This is a genomic window from Caballeronia sp. GAFFF2 (assembly GCF_023631485.1).
Lineage (GTDB): Bacteria > Pseudomonadota > Gammaproteobacteria > Burkholderiales > Burkholderiaceae > Caballeronia.
Genome location: NZ_JALQDA010000012.1, coordinates 1 through 16,848 on the forward strand (window position 1 = coordinate 1; position 16,848 = coordinate 16,848).

Annotated in this window: 17 protein-coding genes; 3 read left to right on the forward strand and 14 right to left on the reverse strand. The window is 62.1% G+C overall.

Annotation, left to right across the window (positions count from 1 at the left end):
• Positions 1 to 139: 139 nt before the first annotated feature.
• Entirely contained in the window at positions 140 to 1,507 is a 1,368-nt protein-coding gene (locus NCT04_RS08160) for an 8-oxoguanine deaminase (RefSeq protein WP_244825294.1), read from the reverse strand.
• Between the two features lie 486 nt (positions 1,508 to 1,993).
• Here NCT04_RS08160 and uraH point away from each other — a divergent pair, with 486 nt between their 5' ends.
• From uraH to NCT04_RS08175, 3 genes are all read left to right on the forward strand, one after another.
• Positions 1,994 to 2,347, forward strand: a complete 354-nt coding sequence (gene uraH / locus NCT04_RS08165) for a hydroxyisourate hydrolase (protein ID WP_250464909.1) — start codon at positions 1,994 to 1,996, stop codon at positions 2,345 to 2,347.
• A gap of 119 nt (positions 2,348 to 2,466) precedes the next feature.
• Complete coding sequence (locus tag NCT04_RS08170; RefSeq protein WP_244825296.1) at positions 2,467 to 3,660, forward strand: urate hydroxylase PuuD; 1,194 nt, start codon at positions 2,467 to 2,469, stop codon at positions 3,658 to 3,660.
• A 283-nt stretch (positions 3,661 to 3,943) separates the two neighbouring features.
• A complete protein-coding gene (locus tag NCT04_RS08175) occupies positions 3,944 to 4,705 on the forward strand; it encodes an SDR family oxidoreductase (RefSeq protein WP_250464911.1) in 762 nt (253 codons plus the stop codon).
• Positions 4,706 to 4,795: 90 nt separating this feature from the next.
• Here NCT04_RS08175 and ltaE read toward each other — a convergent pair whose 3' ends face one another.
• The 13 genes from ltaE to NCT04_RS08240 form a co-directional block, all read right to left on the reverse strand.
• Positions 4,796 to 5,803, reverse strand: coding sequence for a low-specificity L-threonine aldolase (ltaE, locus tag NCT04_RS08180; RefSeq protein WP_250464913.1), 1,008 nt, complete (start codon positions 5,801 to 5,803; stop codon positions 4,796 to 4,798).
• Positions 5,804 to 5,929: 126 nt separating this feature from the next.
• The gene (locus tag NCT04_RS08185; protein WP_244828042.1) at positions 5,930 to 6,430 is read right to left on the reverse strand and encodes an ureidoglycolate lyase; all 501 of its coding nucleotides are present in this window, start codon (positions 6,428 to 6,430) and stop codon (positions 5,930 to 5,932) included.
• Positions 6,430 to 7,440, reverse strand: coding sequence for an allantoicase (gene alc, locus NCT04_RS08190; protein WP_250464916.1), 1,011 nt, complete (start codon positions 7,438 to 7,440; stop codon positions 6,430 to 6,432). Before alc ends, NCT04_RS08185 begins: the two co-directional genes overlap by 1 nt.
• 34 nt (positions 7,441 to 7,474) lie before the next feature.
• Positions 7,475 to 7,996: a 2-oxo-4-hydroxy-4-carboxy-5-ureidoimidazoline decarboxylase gene (uraD, locus tag NCT04_RS08195; protein ID WP_250464918.1), complete on the reverse strand. Its 522-nt coding sequence runs from the start codon at positions 7,994 to 7,996 to the stop codon at positions 7,475 to 7,477.
• Entirely contained in the window at positions 7,993 to 8,940 is a 948-nt protein-coding gene (puuE, locus tag NCT04_RS08200; RefSeq protein ID WP_250464920.1) for an allantoinase PuuE, read from the reverse strand. The genes uraD and puuE overlap by 4 nt, the downstream gene beginning before the upstream one ends.
• A gap of 146 nt (positions 8,941 to 9,086) precedes the next feature.
• Positions 9,087 to 9,821 (reverse strand): aspartate/glutamate racemase family protein, encoded by a 735-nt coding sequence (locus NCT04_RS08205; protein WP_250464922.1) that lies wholly within the window; start codon positions 9,819 to 9,821, stop codon positions 9,087 to 9,089.
• Positions 9,822 to 10,256: 435 nt separating this feature from the next.
• Complete coding sequence (locus NCT04_RS08210) at positions 10,257 to 11,753, reverse strand: NCS1 family nucleobase:cation symporter-1 (protein ID WP_244825303.1); 1,497 nt, start codon at positions 11,751 to 11,753, stop codon at positions 10,257 to 10,259.
• Positions 11,754 to 12,045: 292 nt separating this feature from the next.
• Positions 12,046 to 12,807 carry a GntR family transcriptional regulator gene (locus NCT04_RS08215; protein WP_250464923.1) on the reverse strand — a complete coding sequence of 254 codons (762 nt, stop codon included), beginning with the start codon at positions 12,805 to 12,807 and terminating at the stop codon, positions 12,046 to 12,048.
• Between the two features lie 295 nt (positions 12,808 to 13,102).
• Entirely contained in the window at positions 13,103 to 14,026 is a 924-nt protein-coding gene (gene ldcA / locus NCT04_RS08220; protein WP_250464925.1) for a muramoyltetrapeptide carboxypeptidase, read from the reverse strand.
• A 5-nt stretch (positions 14,027 to 14,031) separates the two neighbouring features.
• Entirely contained in the window at positions 14,032 to 14,631 is a 600-nt protein-coding gene (tadA, locus tag NCT04_RS08225; protein ID WP_250464927.1) for a tRNA adenosine(34) deaminase TadA, read from the reverse strand.
• Positions 14,632 to 14,633: 2 nt separating this feature from the next.
• A complete protein-coding gene (locus tag NCT04_RS08230; protein WP_244825306.1) occupies positions 14,634 to 15,020 on the reverse strand; it encodes a DnaJ family domain-containing protein in 387 nt (128 codons plus the stop codon).
• 206 nt (positions 15,021 to 15,226) lie between these two features.
• Entirely contained in the window at positions 15,227 to 15,985 is a 759-nt protein-coding gene (locus tag NCT04_RS08235; protein ID WP_250464930.1) for an ABC transporter ATP-binding protein, read from the reverse strand.
• Entirely contained in the window at positions 15,982 to 16,848 is an 867-nt protein-coding gene (locus NCT04_RS08240; protein ID WP_404989211.1) for an ABC transporter ATP-binding protein, read from the reverse strand. Before NCT04_RS08240 ends, NCT04_RS08235 begins: the two co-directional genes overlap by 4 nt.

The following is a 16,848-nucleotide window of genomic DNA, read 5'->3' on the forward strand; positions in this document are numbered from 1 at the left end:
GGGGGGGCTGCCGGTGTGTGGGCCGGATAACCCGCCGCACAATTTCCACAGCGCAGTTAACGGGGGTCGCGTGGCGAGCGCCGCCGGGCACACGCGCCATCCCGGCGCGTTCCGAGCCGCCTTCCCGCGTTTCTAACGCCTACCCGTGACTCGCCAGTTCACCCGCGAGCCGGTTATGCCGCTCTACCACCGCGCCCAGATCCAGCGTCGTCAGGCGCCCTTCCTTCACTACGATTTTCCCGTCGATCACGCTCGTCGATACCTGCGACGGCGCGCAGAACACGAGCGCCGCCACCGGATCGTGCAGCGCGCCCGCGAACGCCGGCTGCGACAGGTCGAACGATACGAAATCGGCCGCCATGCCCGGCGCCAGCGCGCCGATGTCGTCGCGATTGAGCACCTTCGCGCCGCCGAGCGTCGCGATTTCCAGTGCTTCGCGCGCGGTCATCGCGTCAGGGCCGAAGCCGACGCGTTGCAGCAGCAACGCCTGCCGCACTTCGCCGACCATCTGCGCGCCGTCGTTCGATGCCGAGCCATCCACGCCCAAACCCACGGGCACGCCCGCGTCACGCATTGCGCGAATCGGCGCAATGCCCGACGCGAGACGCATGTTCGAGCACGGACAGTGCGCGACACCCGTTCCCGTGCGCGCAAAGAGCTCGATGCCCGGCTTGTCGAGCTGAACGCAGTGCGCATGCCATACGTCGTGACCGACCCAGCCCAGGTCTTCCGCGTATTCGGCGGGCGTCATGCCGAACTTCTCGCGGCTGTACGCCACGTCGTTCACGTTCTCCGCGAGATGCGTGTGCAACGACACGCCGTATTCGCGCGCGAGCAGCGCCGAATCGCGCATCAACTCGCGGCTCACCGAAAACGGCGAGCAAGGCGCGACGACCACCCGCAGCATCGCGTAGCGGCCTTCATCGTGATACGTCTCGATCAGGCGCTGCGAGTCCTTCAGAATGGCATCTTCCTTTTCGACGACCGAATCCGGCGGCAAACCGCCATCTTTCTGACCGACGCTCATGCTGCCGCGCGCCGCATGAAAACGCATGCCGATTTCGCGCGCCGCCTCGATGCTGTCGTCGAGCCGGCTGCCATTCGGATAGATATACAGATGATCGCTCGATGTGGTGCAACCCGAGAGCATGAGTTCGGCCATCGCGGTCTGCGTCGACACGCCGATCATCTCGGGCGTGAGATGCGCCCAGATCTTGTACAGATTCGTGAGCCAGCCGAACAGCTCGGCGTTCTGCGCGGCTGGAATGGCGCGCGTCAGGCTCTGATACATGTGGTGATGCGTATTGACGAGGCCGGGAATCACGAGATGACCGCGCATGTCGAGCACGTCGTCGGCGGTTTGCGGCAATTCGCTCGTCGGGCCAACCGCGACGATGCGATTGCCTTCGATATACAAACCGCCATCGGCGATCTCGCGGCGCGTCTCGTCCATCGTGACGAGCATTCGCGCGTTCTTCACCAGCAGACTGCGGGTTTTCGCTTGCATCTGTTTGCCTCCGAAGTTGGAATCGAAAAAGTAACTGGACCGTGTGTAAAGCCCCGGTTACCCAGCTTCGACGCCGTCTTCGGGACGCGGCATGATAAGCGCGCATCGCCACTTTCCGCAGCCAAAAATATCGCGGCAATGGCACAGCCGGCATAGTCGTCTTCAGGCCCGCAATATATTCGCGAATTTTGGCGCGGTTAGCATCGCTCGATAGCCGTGTGGAAGCGCGGCGCGGGCGTCTCGTGAAGAAGAACCAAGCTTACGCGCCGCTGTCATGCGCCGGGCATTATCTTTCCTATCGGGGCCGCACAGCGCGTCTCAAATTTCTACAATGCTGATCACGGCGCGCATCTGAAACGCCGACGGGTATGTAGCCACTGACGTGGAGCCTCGATCCGCCGCCGCCGCACCTCGGACTGAGTCCACGGTGCGGGTCTTTCGGATCGATGCGCGAGCCGGTCATCGCACAACTCAAGGAACATGCGAATGGGCAAGCTCACTACCCACGTCCTCGACACCGCGCACGGACGTCCCGGCGCGAACATCAAAGTCGAGCTCTTCGCGCTCACGAACGACACGCGGCGCGCCATCAAAACCACCCTCACCAACGACGACGGCCGCTGCGACGCCCCGCTGCTCGAAGGCGCCGAACTCGTCACGGGCCAATACGAACTCGTCTTTCACGCAGGCGATTACTTCGCCGCGTTCGGCGTCACGGTGCCCGAACCGCGCTTCGTCGATCGCGTGGTGCTGCGCTTCGGTATCGCGGACGCAGACTCGCACTATCACGTGCCGCTGCTCGTCTCGCCCTGGGCCTACAGCACGTATCGCGGCAGCTGAGCGCGAAGCCGAGCCCCAAGCGAGCGTTGAACAGAACACAACGGAACACACCAGCACATCGCGTTCGTCCCCAGACACGCTGACGATGTGCGCATAACGATTCGGTAGTGGAGGAGTAAATGGAAGGCTTTGTCACCGACTGGCTCAATCTGGCGTTGCGTTGTCTGCACGTCATCGTCGCGATCGCGTGGATCGGCGAGTCGTTTTACTTCGTGGCGCTCGACAACAGTCTCAAACCGCCGCAAGACCCCAACGCCCGCCGACGCGGCGTGTTCGGCGACTTCTGGCACGTGCACGGCGGCGGTTTCTACCACATGCAGAAGTACTCGGTCGCGCCGCAAGACATGCCGGAGAATCTGCATTGGTCGTTCTGGCCGTCCTACACCACGTGGATGTCCGGCTTCGGCTTGTTCTTCGTCTTGTATCTGCTTTCGCCGAGCACGTATCTCATCGACAAGAACGTGCTCGACATGGGACCGGTCGTGGCAGTCTCGGCCGCGCTCGGTTTCCTGATGGCCGGTTGGATCGTCTATGACACGCTGTGCCGCGTCTTCGGCAACAACGATCGGCTGCTCGGTATCTGCGTCGGCATCTATGTGCTGGTTGCCGCGTTCGTCGCGTGTCACGTGTTCGCTGGGCGCGCCGCGTATCTGATCACGGGAGCGATGCTCGCGACGATCATGTCGGCGAACGTGTTCTTCGTCATCATTCCGGGCCAGCGCAAGATGGTCGCCGCGATGCTCAAGGGCGAAACGCCCAACGCCATTTACGGCAAGCGCGGCAAGCAGCGCTCGGTGCACAACACATATTTCACGTTGCCCGTGGTGTTCGCGATGCTGTCGAATCACTACGCGATGACCTACACGCACAAGTTCAACTGGGTTCTGCTCGTGCTCATCATGCTGGCGGGCGCGTTGATCCGTCAGTTCTTCGTGATGCGTCACCGTGGTCAGGTGCTCTGGTACATGCCGGTCGCGGGTCTCGTGCTGGTGCTCGGCGCGTTTGCGTGGACCATGCCTTCGCCGACGATTCCCGTGGCGCAAGCCGCAGGCGCACCGACGCTCAAGGTCGCCGATATCCAGCCGATCATCCAGCAGCGTTGCGCGACGTGCCACTCCGCGCATCCAACCATGATGGGCAGCGCGCCCGCCGGCGTCCTGCTCGATACATCGGCGGAGATCAAGCAGAACGCGCAGCGCGTGCATCAGCAGGCGGTCACGCTAAAGGCGATGCCGCTTGGCAACGTCACGCAGATGACGGACGCGGAACGGCAGAAGATCGCTGCGTGGTTCGACGGAGGCGCGGTGCAGTAACGCTATCGCCCCGCTCTTCGTTGTCGAGAAATAGCCCGATCGATTCGCTTCGATTGGGCTATTTGTTTTGATGACGACTTGCCGCGGGCGCTTGAACATATCCACTCCCCTCGCGCGACCCAAGAGATGCCTTTCGTCGAAAGAGTTTTTCTAACTCGGACCGGCATTTAATCTGCTTTGCCATAGCTTCGGCGCGTGGTTAATCTTGCGTCTGTTTTCGCGGTCGCGATCGTGCCGCAATCGTCTTTGGTCCGAGTCCACCACCACTTTGAAGGTTCGCTAAATGGCTGACATCACCCAGGCGCCTGTGATTTTGATTACGGGTGGAAGCCGTGGCGTAGGCGCGGCGACTGCGCGTCTCGCTGCCGCGCAAGGCTACGACGTGGCGATCAGCTTCGTGTCGAACGAATCCGCCGCGCTCGCGGTCGCGGCCGATGTCGAAGCGCTCGGCCGCGGAGCGTTGGCCGTGCGCGCCGATAGCGCGGACCCCGAGCAGGTCGCTCGGCTCTTTGCGGCGCTCGACCGCGAGTTCGGCCGCATCGATGTGCTGGTCAACAACGCCGCAATGCTCGCGCGCCAGTCGCGCCTGGAAGACCTGGACTTCGAGCGGATGCAGCGCATCTTCGCGGTCAACTCCATCGGCCCTATTCTCTGCGCGCAGCAGGCGGTGAAGCGCATGTCCTACCGGCACAATGGACGCGGCGGCGTGGTGATCAACATCTCGTCGGCTTCGGCCCGGCTCGGCAGCCCGAATGAGTACGTCGACTATGCGGCGTCGAAGGGCGCCATCGAAACCTTCACGACCGGTTTTGCCAAGGAAGTCGCGCGCGATGGCATACGCGTCAACTGCATTCGCCCTGGGCACATTTACACGGACATGCATGCCAGCGGTGGCGAACCAGGACGAGTGGACCGCGTGAAAGACTCGATTCCGATGGGACGCGGCGGTCAGCCCGATGAGGTCGCGCGGGCGATTCTATGGCTGGCAAGCGCCGAGGCTTCGTTCATCACCGGCACGTTTCTCGATGTCACCGGCGGCAAGTGAGCGGTGCTCTTCGTCGCATGCGTGTCGCTCGTCTCACGCGCACCGCGCGGCCGGCGCCTGACCCACTTGCCCCGCCGCGCGATCTCACGCTCAATGCGCAGCGAAGTAATCCTTCACCGCGCCGATGAACGTGTCGATGTCCTCGCGCGACACATCCCGATGCGTCACGAAGCGCGACGCATAGAGCATCTGCGTAAGGATGCCGCGTTCCTTCAGATACGCCTCCAGCGGCGCGCAATGCGCCTCCGGGATGCGTGCGAACACCATGTTCGTGGCATGCGACTGAATGCCGATGCCATCGATCTGCTTCAACCCTTCAGCGAGACGCGCGGCGTTGTCGTGATCTTCGGCGAGCGCATCGACATGATGATCGAGCGCATAAAGACATGCCGCCGCGATCACGCCCGCCTGCCGCATGCCGCCGCCCAGCACCTTGCGCCAGCGATGCGCCACTTCGATCAACGCACGGCTTCCCACCAGCACGGAGCCGACCGGCGCGCCGAGTCCCTTCGAGCAGCAGATGGACACGGAATCGAACGGTGCCGCAAGTTCGCCCACCGGCTTGCCCGATGCCACCGCTGCATTGAAGACGCGCGCGCCATCGAGATGCGTGGCGAGTCCGCGTTCGCGCACGAGCCGGGTCGCGGCCAGCACGTATTCCGCCGGCAGCACTTTTCCGCCGATGGTGTTTTCGAGCGCAAAGAGACGCGAGCGAGCGAAGTGATCGTCGATGGGTTTGATCGCGGCGATGATCTTTTCGAGCGGCAACGAACCATCGGGCGCGTTCTCGATAGGCTGCGGCTGAATGCTGCCGAGCACGGCCGCGCCACCGCCTTCGTACTTGTACGTGTGCGCCATCTGGCCGACGATGTATTCGTCGCCGCGCGCGCAATGCGCCATCAGCGCGGCGAGGTTGCTTTGCGTGCCGCTGGGAAAGAACAGGCCCGCTTCCTTGCCGGTGCGCTCGGCGAGCGTGGCCTGAAGCTTGAGCACGGTGGGATCGTCGCCCCAGACGTCGTCGCCGGTTTCGGCGGCGGCCATGGCGGCGAGCATCGGCTGGCTCGGACGGGTGACGGTGTCGCTACGTAGATCGATCATGCGTGGTTCTCGCTTTTCGTGCGTGTCGGTGTCGGGGCGTATATCTTAGTCCCGCCGGGCGCCGCGCGAAAAAAAAGACCGGTCAAGGGCACCGGTCTTCTTGCTCCGACTGAACGCACGAATGCGTTACCGCATGGCCTCAGCGGTCAGCCAGAGCGATTCCTTCAGGTCCTGCTCGTTGAGATTGCGCCCTTCCCCGCCGCGATCGACGACGATGAAATCGCTGACCTTGTCGAGCGCGAGCAGCGGATGATGCCAGACGCCCTTCGCATAGTTCACGCCTTGCCAGCCCTTCGTGACGAACGCGCGAATCTTCGATTCGTCCAGCTCGCCCGCCGGCGCGACGACGACGAGATACGTGCGGTCGTCGAGCGGCAGGAATGCCTGGCTGCCCAGCGGATGCCGTTCCATCATCTTCACTTCGAAAGGCAGCGTGCGCGGCTGCCCGCGAAACAGATTGACGAGCGTATGGCCGCCTTCATCCGTCACATCGACGCGGCACAGATCGTGAAACCGGATCGTCGTGCCGAGGTTGATCGGAATCTCTTTCGCGCCATCGAGTTCGATGACATCGCCGAAAGGCTCGAACGCAGCGCGCGTCAACGGTTCGATAGCGAGCTTCTTCATCATGCAAGCGTTCCGAAAAGACGCAGACGCGATACGCCGCCGTCCGGGAAAATATTGAAGCGCACGTGCGTCACGGGGCCGAGCGCCGCAAGTTCCGATTCGAAGAAATGCTGCTTGTCCATCGCAAGCTTTTGCTCGCCGAGAAGGACCGGCCAGAACATCGCTTGCGTGACGAGCGAGCTGTCCGTGCCGCCTTTTACGTTGGCTGCCTGCAGCGAGCAGCGATCCGGAAAATTGCCCTTGAAGTGCGCGGTATCCACTTCGACTTTCTTGATGATGCCAGGCTGCGCCAGCGCGACGATACACCAGTCGTTGCCAGGTTCGCGGCGGCGGCGCGTTTCCCAGCCGTCGCCCATGTTGACGCCGCGGCCGGGCATCAGCAGCGTGGAAGCGAGCCCGAAATGCTGGTTGTTCGTGCCGACGAGATACGCGCCGTTTTCCATCGCGGCCAGATCCAACAACTGATTGCGATCCGCATTGCGCCAGTCGAGTTGCGGCTGACCATAAACACGCAATCGCGCGATGCCGCCATCCGGATAGACATTCACGCGCAAATGCGTGAACGGCTGCTCGACGGCCACATCCAGATAGTGATGGCTATTGCCCTGCAAGGTCGTCGACGGCACGATTTCCATCCATTGGGTCGACTGATTCGGCGCACCGTCCGTGACCTGCGCACCTTCAATCGATGCCGCCGGCGGGAAGTTGCCCGTAAAGTGGCTCGTATCCAGATCGATGCCCTTGATCACGCCCGGACGCGCGAGCTTGACCACGCACCAGTCGTAGCCGGTCGTGCGCTTGCGGCGCGTTTCCCAGCCGTCCATCCACTTGCCGTGATCGTCGAACTTGCCGGGGATGAACACGGCGGGCTCGGGGTTCAGCATGCGTTCTTTCGGCGCGAAGAAATCGTCGCTCGCCTCCAGTGCCTGCGCGCCCAGACGCGGGTCCGCGAGATTCACATAACGGCGCGTGAATTCGGGCGCGTTGGGATCGAGTGTCGGAATTGCCATTGTCTTCGTCCTTGTCTTTACGGTGAAATGCGGATCAGTGCTGGATCAGGTCGTCTAGCCTGAAACGCGCGATCCGGTAAATCTGATCGAGACTCGCGCGAAGCTCCTCGGCGCGCTCGTGCTGCACACGCTTTTCGAAGTTCGCGATGATGCCGTGGCGGTCGTAACCCCTCACGGCGAGAATGAACGGAAAGCCGAACTTCTGACCGTACTGCTGGTTCAGCGACTGCAGGCGGTCGAACTCTTCCTGCGTGCAGAGATCGAGACCCGCGCCGCTTTGCTCGCGCGTGGATTCTGCCGTCAGTTCTCCGCGCACCGCCGCCTTGCCCGCGAGTTCCGGGTGAGCGTTGATGAGCGCGAGCTGCTTCTCCTCGCCCGCCGTTTCGACGGCTTGCGACATGGTCGCGTGCAGGCTGTCGATGTCCGCGAACGGGCGCTTTGCCGCCGCGATTTCCGCGACCCACGGCGAATGTTCGAAGATGCCTGCGAGCACCGTCACGAAAGTGTCGGCGGGCATGGAGTTGAGTTGGTCGAGTGTGTATTGCATCGCCTTCATGCCGCCGTCCCGTTTGTTTGTTGATGAGGATGATGCTCGCGCCAGTGCTTCGCGATATCGACCCGCCGCGAGACCCACACGCGGTCGTGTTTCTCGATGTGATCGAGAAACTTCTGCAGGCCGCGGAAGCGCCCCGGGCGTCCGAGCAGCCGGCAGTGCATGCCGATGGAAAGCATCTTCGGCGCTTCGTCGCCCTCTTCGTACAGAACGTCGAAGGCATCGCGCAGATACGTGAAAAAGTGCTCGCCCGTATTGAAGCCTTGCGGCGTGGCGAAGCGCATGTCGTTGGTGTCGAGCGTGTACGGCACGATCAGATGCGGCTTCTTCTCGCCGCCCGTGACTTCGACTTCGGTCCAGAACGGGAGGTCGTCGCCGTAATAGTCCGAGTCGTAGAGAAAGCCGCCGTATTCCGCCACCAGCCGATGCGTGTTCGGGCTATCGCGGCCCGTGTACCAGCCGAGCGGACGCACGCCGGTGACACGCTCGATGGCTTCCATGCCGAGGCGCATATGCTCGGCTTCGCGCTCGGGCGACATGTCCTGATAGTGAATCCAGCGATAGCCGTGGCAGGCAATCTCATGCCCCAGTTCGACGAAAGCCCTGGAAAGCTCCGGATGCCGCTCCATGGCCATGCCGACGCCGAAGATGGTGAGCGGCAACCCGCGCTTTTCGAATTCGCGCAGAATGCGCCACACGCCTGCGCGCGAGCCGTATTCGTAGATTGACTCCATGCTCATGTGACGCGACGGATACGCTGCCGCGCCCACGATTTCCGACAGAAACTGCTCCGAGCCCGGATCGCCATGCAACACGCAGTTTTCGCCGCCTTCCTCGTAATTGAGCACGAACTGCACGGCGACGCGCGCGCGCCCCGGCCAGTTCGCCTGCACGGGATGGCGGCCGTAGCCGATCAGGTCGCGGGGGTAGTTCGGATCGTGTGACATGGCGAGGGATAGTGTCGATGGGCAAAAAATGCGTCGAATCAACGATTCTGCGGTGTTTCAGTGTAACGAAAAGCCCCGGACGCGCCCATACAGCGGCGCAGATAATCCGGGTCACGGCAGGTGTATGTAGATCGGCGTTTTTGCCATCAGCGCGGGCTGAAATCCGACAACACGCCGTCGTAGCGCTTGGTGAGCGGGCGGGCGAAGTCGCCGCGTTTGGCCGTATGGAGCTTGAGCGCGACGAGCGCTTCCGCCCATTTCACGGCCGCCGTCACGCCTTCGACGACCGGTGCGCCGATCGCATCCTCGACTTCGCGGCAGAACTCGGCCATGCCCGCGCAGCCGAGAACGATGGCGTCCGCGCCGTCTTCGTCGAGTGCGCGCCGGCATTCTTCGATGATCGTCTGGCGCGCGGCCGAACCGGGCTCGTCGAGTTCGAGCACGGCGACATCGGTGGCGCGCACGTTCTTGCAGAAGCGTGTCATGCCGTATCGCTCCGCGAGATGCCAGGCCATGCCGCAGGTGCGCTGCAACGTCGTCACGACCGAGAAGCCCGGTGCGATCACGCTCGCGGCATGCATGGCGGCTTCCGCGATACCGATCACCGGGCCGCGTGCAAGTTCGCGTGCTGCGTACAGCGCGGGGTCGCCGAAGCAGGCGATCACGTAGCCGTCGATACCCTGCCGCTCACCCGCTTCCACTTCGGCGAGAAGTCCGAGCGAGGCGACGGCTTCGTCGTAATAGCCTTCGATGGAAGGCGGGCCCATCGTCGGACTGACCGCGATTATCTCCGTGCCGGGCGCGGCGACTTCGCGGGCGCAGCGGCCCATGGCGTCGGTCATGCGCTGGGTGGTGTTGGGGTTGATCAGTTTGATGCGCATTGCGGTTCTCCTTGCTGCTTCTGGCTTGCTGCGGTTCTAAGGCTTTTGCATCTTGCATGCCTTCGGATGGGATGCGGTCTTTTGCATACCATCCGAAGGCGTATGGTCTTTTGCATGCTTCGATTGCTTCGATTGCTTCGCTCGCGGTTTCGACGCTTTGCATCTCGCGTTTTGCATGCCTTCGGTTGGCTTGCGGTGTTTGCATGCCGCCCGCTGGCATCCGGCATTTGGTCCTTTAGATGCAGTCGGCCGGCATACAGTCCCCTGCATGCTTCGCTTGCTGCGCTCGCGGTTCTAAGGCTTTGCGTCTTGCGTCCTGCAGGCCTTCGGATGGCATACGGTCTTTTGCATGCCACCCGCTGACATCTTGTCTTTTGCATGCAGCCGGCCGACATACACCATTTGCATGCCAGCCGCCCGTCATCGCAATACGCGTCAAACCCGCTTCCGATCTGCCAACACGTAATAAAACACCGCCGCCAATCCCGCGCCGATGAACCACGAAAAGTTCGCGGAGCTTTCCAGCGACGGCAGCATCACACAAAGAATCGCGATCACCGCAGCGGGCAACAACGCCATCACCGCGCGGCGATTCACGCCCTTCGTGTACCAGTATCGACCGCTCTCTGAAGTCGTGTAGAGGTCATCGACCACGAGTTTGCCGCGCTTCATCAAATAGAAATCCACGATCAGGACGCCATATAGCGGCCCGATGAAGCTGCCGAGAATATCCAGCGTGTAATGAATCACGGCCGGATTGTTGAACAGGTTCCAGGGCGTAATGAAAATCGATGCCGTCGCGGCCATCATCCCGCCTGCGCGCCAGCTAATCAGACGCGGCGCCACGTTCGAAAAGTCGAACGCCGGCGACACGAAGTTCGCCACGATATTGATGCCGATGGTCGCAATCGTGAACGTCAGCGCGCCGAGAATCACAGCCGTCGGATGGTCGATACGGCCAACCGTTTCCACCGGATCGGTGATCAATTGTCCGAACACCGGCAGCGTCGCGGCAGTCGTGACGACGGTCACGAGCGAGAACGCCAGGAAGTTGACCGGCAAGCCCCAGAAATTGCCGCGCTTCACGCTGCGAAAGCTCTTGCAATAGCGCGAGAAGTCGCCGAAGTTCAGCATCGGACCGGAGAAGTAGGAGACCACCAGCGAGATCGCGGTGATCATCACCGGCACCACTTCCATGCCGTGATACTTCACGCCGCCCAGATTCAGCCCGATGTTCTGAATGCCCGCACGCCACACCATGTAGCCCGCAAGAATGAACATCACGACATACACAGCCGGGCCGGCGAAGTCGATGAACTTCTTGATCATCTCCATGCCGCGCCAGAACACGATAGCCTGCAGCACCCACAGCAACATGAAGCCCGCCCAGCCGAGCGCGGACAGCCCGACGAAGCCATACCGATGCACATCCGCGTAAGGCATGAGCGAGGGCACGAATTTCAGCACGACGATAACCAGCGCGCTCGATGCCAGATAAGTTTGGATGCCGTACCACGCCACCGCGATCAGCCCGCGAATGACCGCCGGAATATTCGCGCCGAGCACGCCGAAGGTCGCGCGGCACGCAACCGGATACGGCACGCCCGCGACCTGACTCGGTTTCGCGATGAGATTGCACAACACGTTGACGAGCCCGATGCCGATCAACAACGACACGAGCACTTGCCAGCTCGTGAGGCCGAGCGCGAACAGACTGCCCGCGAAAACATAACCGCCGACGCTATGCACGTCCGACATCCAGAAAGCGAAGATGTTGTACGCGCCCCAGGTCTGATTTTTTAGCGGAGCGAGGTCTTCGTTATAGAGCCGGTCGCTATAACCGGCAGGCATACCAGAATGGTCGCCGTCTCCTTGAAACTCGCTTTCGTACGGCGGCAGAGCTGAGCTGCCGGATGCACTGAACTGGCCCATGACGTCTCCTTCGATAGGCTGCTTGCGTGATGAAAAAAGGCAAATGCTCGTGCGTGACTGAGATCAGTCGGATACCTTCGCCGGCCTTCGGATTTCACTCGGGCTCTGACGCGGTACTCTTGGGATTTGCTGGTTCGCCGGGAGCGTGATGACAAAAACGCGCGGGCATTTGCCTTCGCGTTTGCCGCCACGGCGATTTTTATTGCGCGCTCTTCTATTTCACGAGCGGTCATTCAGTGCAGCATGACGCGCGTTGGATGACGCGCGCATTGCAGATTTAAGGCGTTGCTTGCTACCGGTCGACCGGGTCGACAGCGTCGAGAATCGGCGCACTTTCGGCCGGCCGCGCAAAGACTTCTTTCAGATCGACCGCGCCGCGCGCTGGCCGCTCCAACATTTTCAATTCGACATCGCGCAGATGCTGCGCCATCAGATTCGCGGCTTTCGCGGCATCGCCGGCGTCGAGTGCGGCGAGAATCGCTTCGTGATCTTCGAACGAGCAAGAACTCCTGCCGAGCGATTCATACAGCGCCGAGATCAGCGTCGAGCGTGCAACGAGTCCGGACAGACATTCGCACAGCACGGTGTTGCCGGTGAGTGCGGCGAGCTCCGTGTGAAACTCGCCAGAAAGACGAATCCACTGCGAGAAGTCCCGGCTCTCGAACGCACGCCGCTCCCGCCCGATAGTCATGCTGATCGACTTGAGCCGACGCATGCCGTGCCCCTTGCCGATGCGCTCCACCACCGCCAGTTCGATGATGCGTCGCATCTCGAACACCTCATGCACTTCCTGCAGCGACGGACTCGCGACGAAGGCGCCGCGGTTCGGCTCCAGATCGACCAGTCGCTCGTTCGCCAGTTGCGCAAGCGCCTGACGTACCGTGCCGCGTTTCACTTCGAACACTTCGCATAACTGCGCTTCGGTCAGCTTGGCCCCAGGCGCAAGCCGATGCTCGAGGATCGCGGCGCGGATGTTCTCGGCGATCGACTCGGCATTCGCTCCGCCATTCAGATTCGAAGCGATCGATGCTGCACTCGGTTTGGGTTCGGACATGATGTGCTCGCTTGCATGTTGACCATCTTAGAATCGACATAAAGATTGTCAACAATTTGTTGTAAAAAGCCGCAATGAATCGGGCATACAGGGACGACCCATTGTTCGCGCAGCCTTTTCCCACGGGCCTGAGCGAGGATTCATCGACGTTTTGTCAGCATTGTTCGCACTTTTTTGTCGACAATTGAGCACGGGAAGTGAGCCGATATCAACTCGCGTGGAAATATAAGAAAGACAGTTAGTTGCGATGCGCGAAGAAAAGAAAGGCGCTATGACAAGCGCCCTCGTTCCCCGATCAAACCAGATGCGGATAATCGGACATCGTCAACTTGAACCCGCGCTCGTTCGATACGAGATGCGCCGACGCGCCGAACGGCAACGTAAGCAGGTTATCGACGTGTCCGAACTGCAAGCCGGTGACGACGGGAATTCCCGTTACTGCCCTCACCTGATCGATCATCGCGTCGAGTGAATAGCCGTTGTCGTATTCGGACAAGCGTCCGCCCGAGAACTCGCCCATCACGATAGCCTGCTGCCGCCCAAGCACGCCCGACTGATGCAGCTGATAAATCATCCGTTCAATGCGAAACGGATGTTCGTTCACATCCTCGATGAACAGAATGCCGCCCTCGACCGGCGGCAAATACGGCGTACCGACCAGCGACGCAAGTATGGCCAGATTGCCGCCCCACAACATGCCGCTCACATCGACGGATTGATGCTGCGGTTCATGACTCGTCACGGTCAGCGTGGGATGCGAGATCGCCTGCCAGAAATGCGTCATCGTGAAGATGCTCAGATGCTCCGCGCCGAAGTCGCCCGCGAACATGGGGCCGCCGAAGGTCTTGACGCCCGCTTGCGCAAAAAGCGCGCATTGGATGGCCGTGAAATCGCTATGGCCGACGAGCGCGACAGGTTGATCGCGCAGCCTGTCGCGCAAGCCGTCGTAATCGAGACCATGAAGAATGCGCGACGCGCCATAGCCGCCGCGCACGGCAAGCACCACGTCCGGCAAACGACGCGACGGATCGGCGAGCCGGTTCAAATCGGCCGCGCGCTCGCTGTCGGTGCCGCCAAAACGCTGGAAACGGCGCCGCGTGGCATCGACGTTTTCAAGCTTGTGCCCTTGAGCTTTCAACCTGCCGATGCCGCGCTCGACAGCCGCCGGATCGTTCGGATAGCCCGAAGGCGCGATCAGATCGATGGTGCGTGATTTCACGTTTATCAGTTCGTTTTGTTGGTGGAAACGGCGAACTCGCCGCCCTGCCCGGCTTCGCGCGCGCGCCGCAAATCGCGTTCTTCGCGCGCCAGACGCCTTCGTTCCGCAAAGAAGTTCTTGAGCGACCGGCCGCATTCGTCCGCAAGCACGCCGCCTGTCACGCTGGTGTGATGATTGAGCCGCTCGTTGGCGAACACGTCGACCACGCTGCCGCATGCGCCCGTTTTGGGATCGGCCGCACCGAACACCACGCGTGCGATCCGAGCATGCATGATAGCGCCCGCGCACATGAGGCACGGCTCGAGCGTGACATAAAGCTCGCAGCCCGGCAGCCGGTAGTTTTCGAGCGATTGCGCCGCCGCGCGCAAAGCGGCCATTTCGGCGTGCGCGGACGGGTCGTGTCCGCCAATGGGATGATTGAAGCCCGTCGCGATGACTTCATCGCCACGAACGATCACCGCGCCCACGGGCACTTCGCCCGCGCGGCGCGCTTCATCGGCGGCTTGTTGCGCGAGCACCATGAAGCGGCGATCGCGTTCGTCGGAGGAATCGACGGATGCGGTGGAAAAGGAAGCGTCGGAAAGGTTGGGGAGGTCGGGCGACAAGATCAGCCCATCTCGCTGCGGCCCTGAGCGCGCTCGGACAGCCGCTCGGCAATGCGCCGCCTGTATTCATGCGGCACGCAACCGCCGCCGCGCAAGGATTCGAGCGCCATGTCGAGCGCGAGCATCTTCACCTGAATACGGCAGCGCGCGGCCGGGTCGGTCACGCGGTCCAGCTCGTCCTGAAGCCCGCGCAATGCGCGCAGCTGTTCGACGGCTGGCGGGACGAAACCCGCGTTCTTGAGAATACGATTGGCGACGCGCACTTCCTCCGGCACGAGGAGATCGTCGTCCAAGGCGAGGGGCGCGCCTGCGCCGGGAAGATCGTTGAATTCGCCGCGCGAGGCGGCTTCGTTGATCCGCTGTTCGACCAAAGCATCTAGCAATTTCATCGGGGGATTCGACCGGCTCTCACTGGTTGGCGGGCGCGGTCTGTCGCGATTTCCGTTGGTTAGCCTGAAGTCGGATGGCAGCCGGAATACCACGCTTGAAGCGCTGTTCGGCAGATCCCGACAATCCAATTCCTATTCTAACAGCGGCTGGCACGCTGTTTTCATCGCGCGGCCAGAGCGCGATCGGGCTGCATTGTATACCGGCTTTATGCGTGATTTTCGCCACATTCGATGGCGTCGTTTCGACGAATGTGCTTGCGCGTATAGCCTTCGGTCGCCCGCATGAGGCTGCGCGTGTATTCGTGCTTCACGTCGCGCGCGCGGACGGCTTCCACATCGAGTTGCTCGACGATCTCGCCATTTTTCATCACCGCGACGCGCTGACACAGAAAACCGACCACGGCGAGGTTGTGACTCACGAGCATCATCGTGAGCTTGCGCTCCGTGTGCAAGCGGCGCAGCAAGTTGAGGATTTCGGCTTGCACGGAGACGTCCAGCGCGGACGTCGGTTCATCGAGCAAGAGCACGCGCGGACCCACGATCAACGCGCGCGCAATCGACACGCGCTGCCGCTGCCCGCCCGACAATTGATGCGGATACCGAAATCTGAACGCCGGTCCGAGCCCGACCTCGGCAAGCGCGGCCAAAATGCGCGCGTCTTCATCGCCGATACCGTTGATCGCGAGCGGCTCGCGCAAGGTCTTGTCGACCGTGAAGCGTGGATGCAGCGCCGCGTACGCGTCCTGAAACACCATCTGCGGACGGCTATCGCTGACTCGCAGGCTTCCGCTCGACAGTGGCACGAGGCCGGCGAGTGCGCGCAGCAAGGTCGACTTTCCGCTGCCCGATTCGCCGACGAGCCCGAACACCTCGCCCTCCTCCACGCGAAACGTCACGTCGCGCACGGCATCGACGTGACCGGTCTTCGTGCGGAAACGAATGCTCGCGCGGCCGATATCGATCATCGTGCGCTGTCTCCTTCGAACGATTCCGTGAGCCACGCCGGATCGCGCCGCAAGGTCGGCAACTCCGCGGGTGGATCGACGAGCGGCGGATTGGCGGCCAGCAGCCCGCGCGTGTACGGATGCTTTGCGTGCGCGAGATCCGCCGCCGCGCATGTCTCGACGATCCGCCCGCCGTACATCACTGCCACACGGTCGCAAAACGACATCACGAGCGGCAGGTCGTGGCTGATAAAAACGAGTCCTGTGTCGTGACGCTCGATCATCTCGTCGAGCACGGCAAGCACTTGCATGGAGACGAGCACGTCGAGCGCGCTGGTGGGTTCGTCGGCGATCAAGAGGCGCGGGCCGGCGAAGACCATCATCGCGATCATCACGCGCTGGCCCATGCCGCCCGACAGTTCTTGCGGATACGCATCCGCCACGCGCTCCGGATCGCGGATATGCACCGCCGACAACGCCTCGACGATACGCGCGCGCATGGCCTTGCGGCCGAGGCGTTCGCCTTGCCGCGCGAAGGTTTCGCGCATTTGTTGCGCGACGGTCATGACCGGGTTCAACGAGAATTTCGGGTCTTGCAGAATCATGCTCATCTGCGTGCCGCATAAACGCCGGCGCTCGTTCGGCTTCATCGCGAGCAAGTCCTGGCCGTCGAAACGCAGGGCTTTCGCGGACCAGTTCGCCCCTTGCGGCAAGAGACCGAGCAGCGCGCGGCCGGTAAGCGACTTGCCCGAACCGGATTCCCCGACGATACCCAACCGTTCGCCGCGCTCGACCGACAACGAGACGCCGCGCACGGCGGGCATTGGCACGCCGTCGTGGCTGGCGAAAGAAATATCGAGTCCATCGATCTCGCACAAGGACAT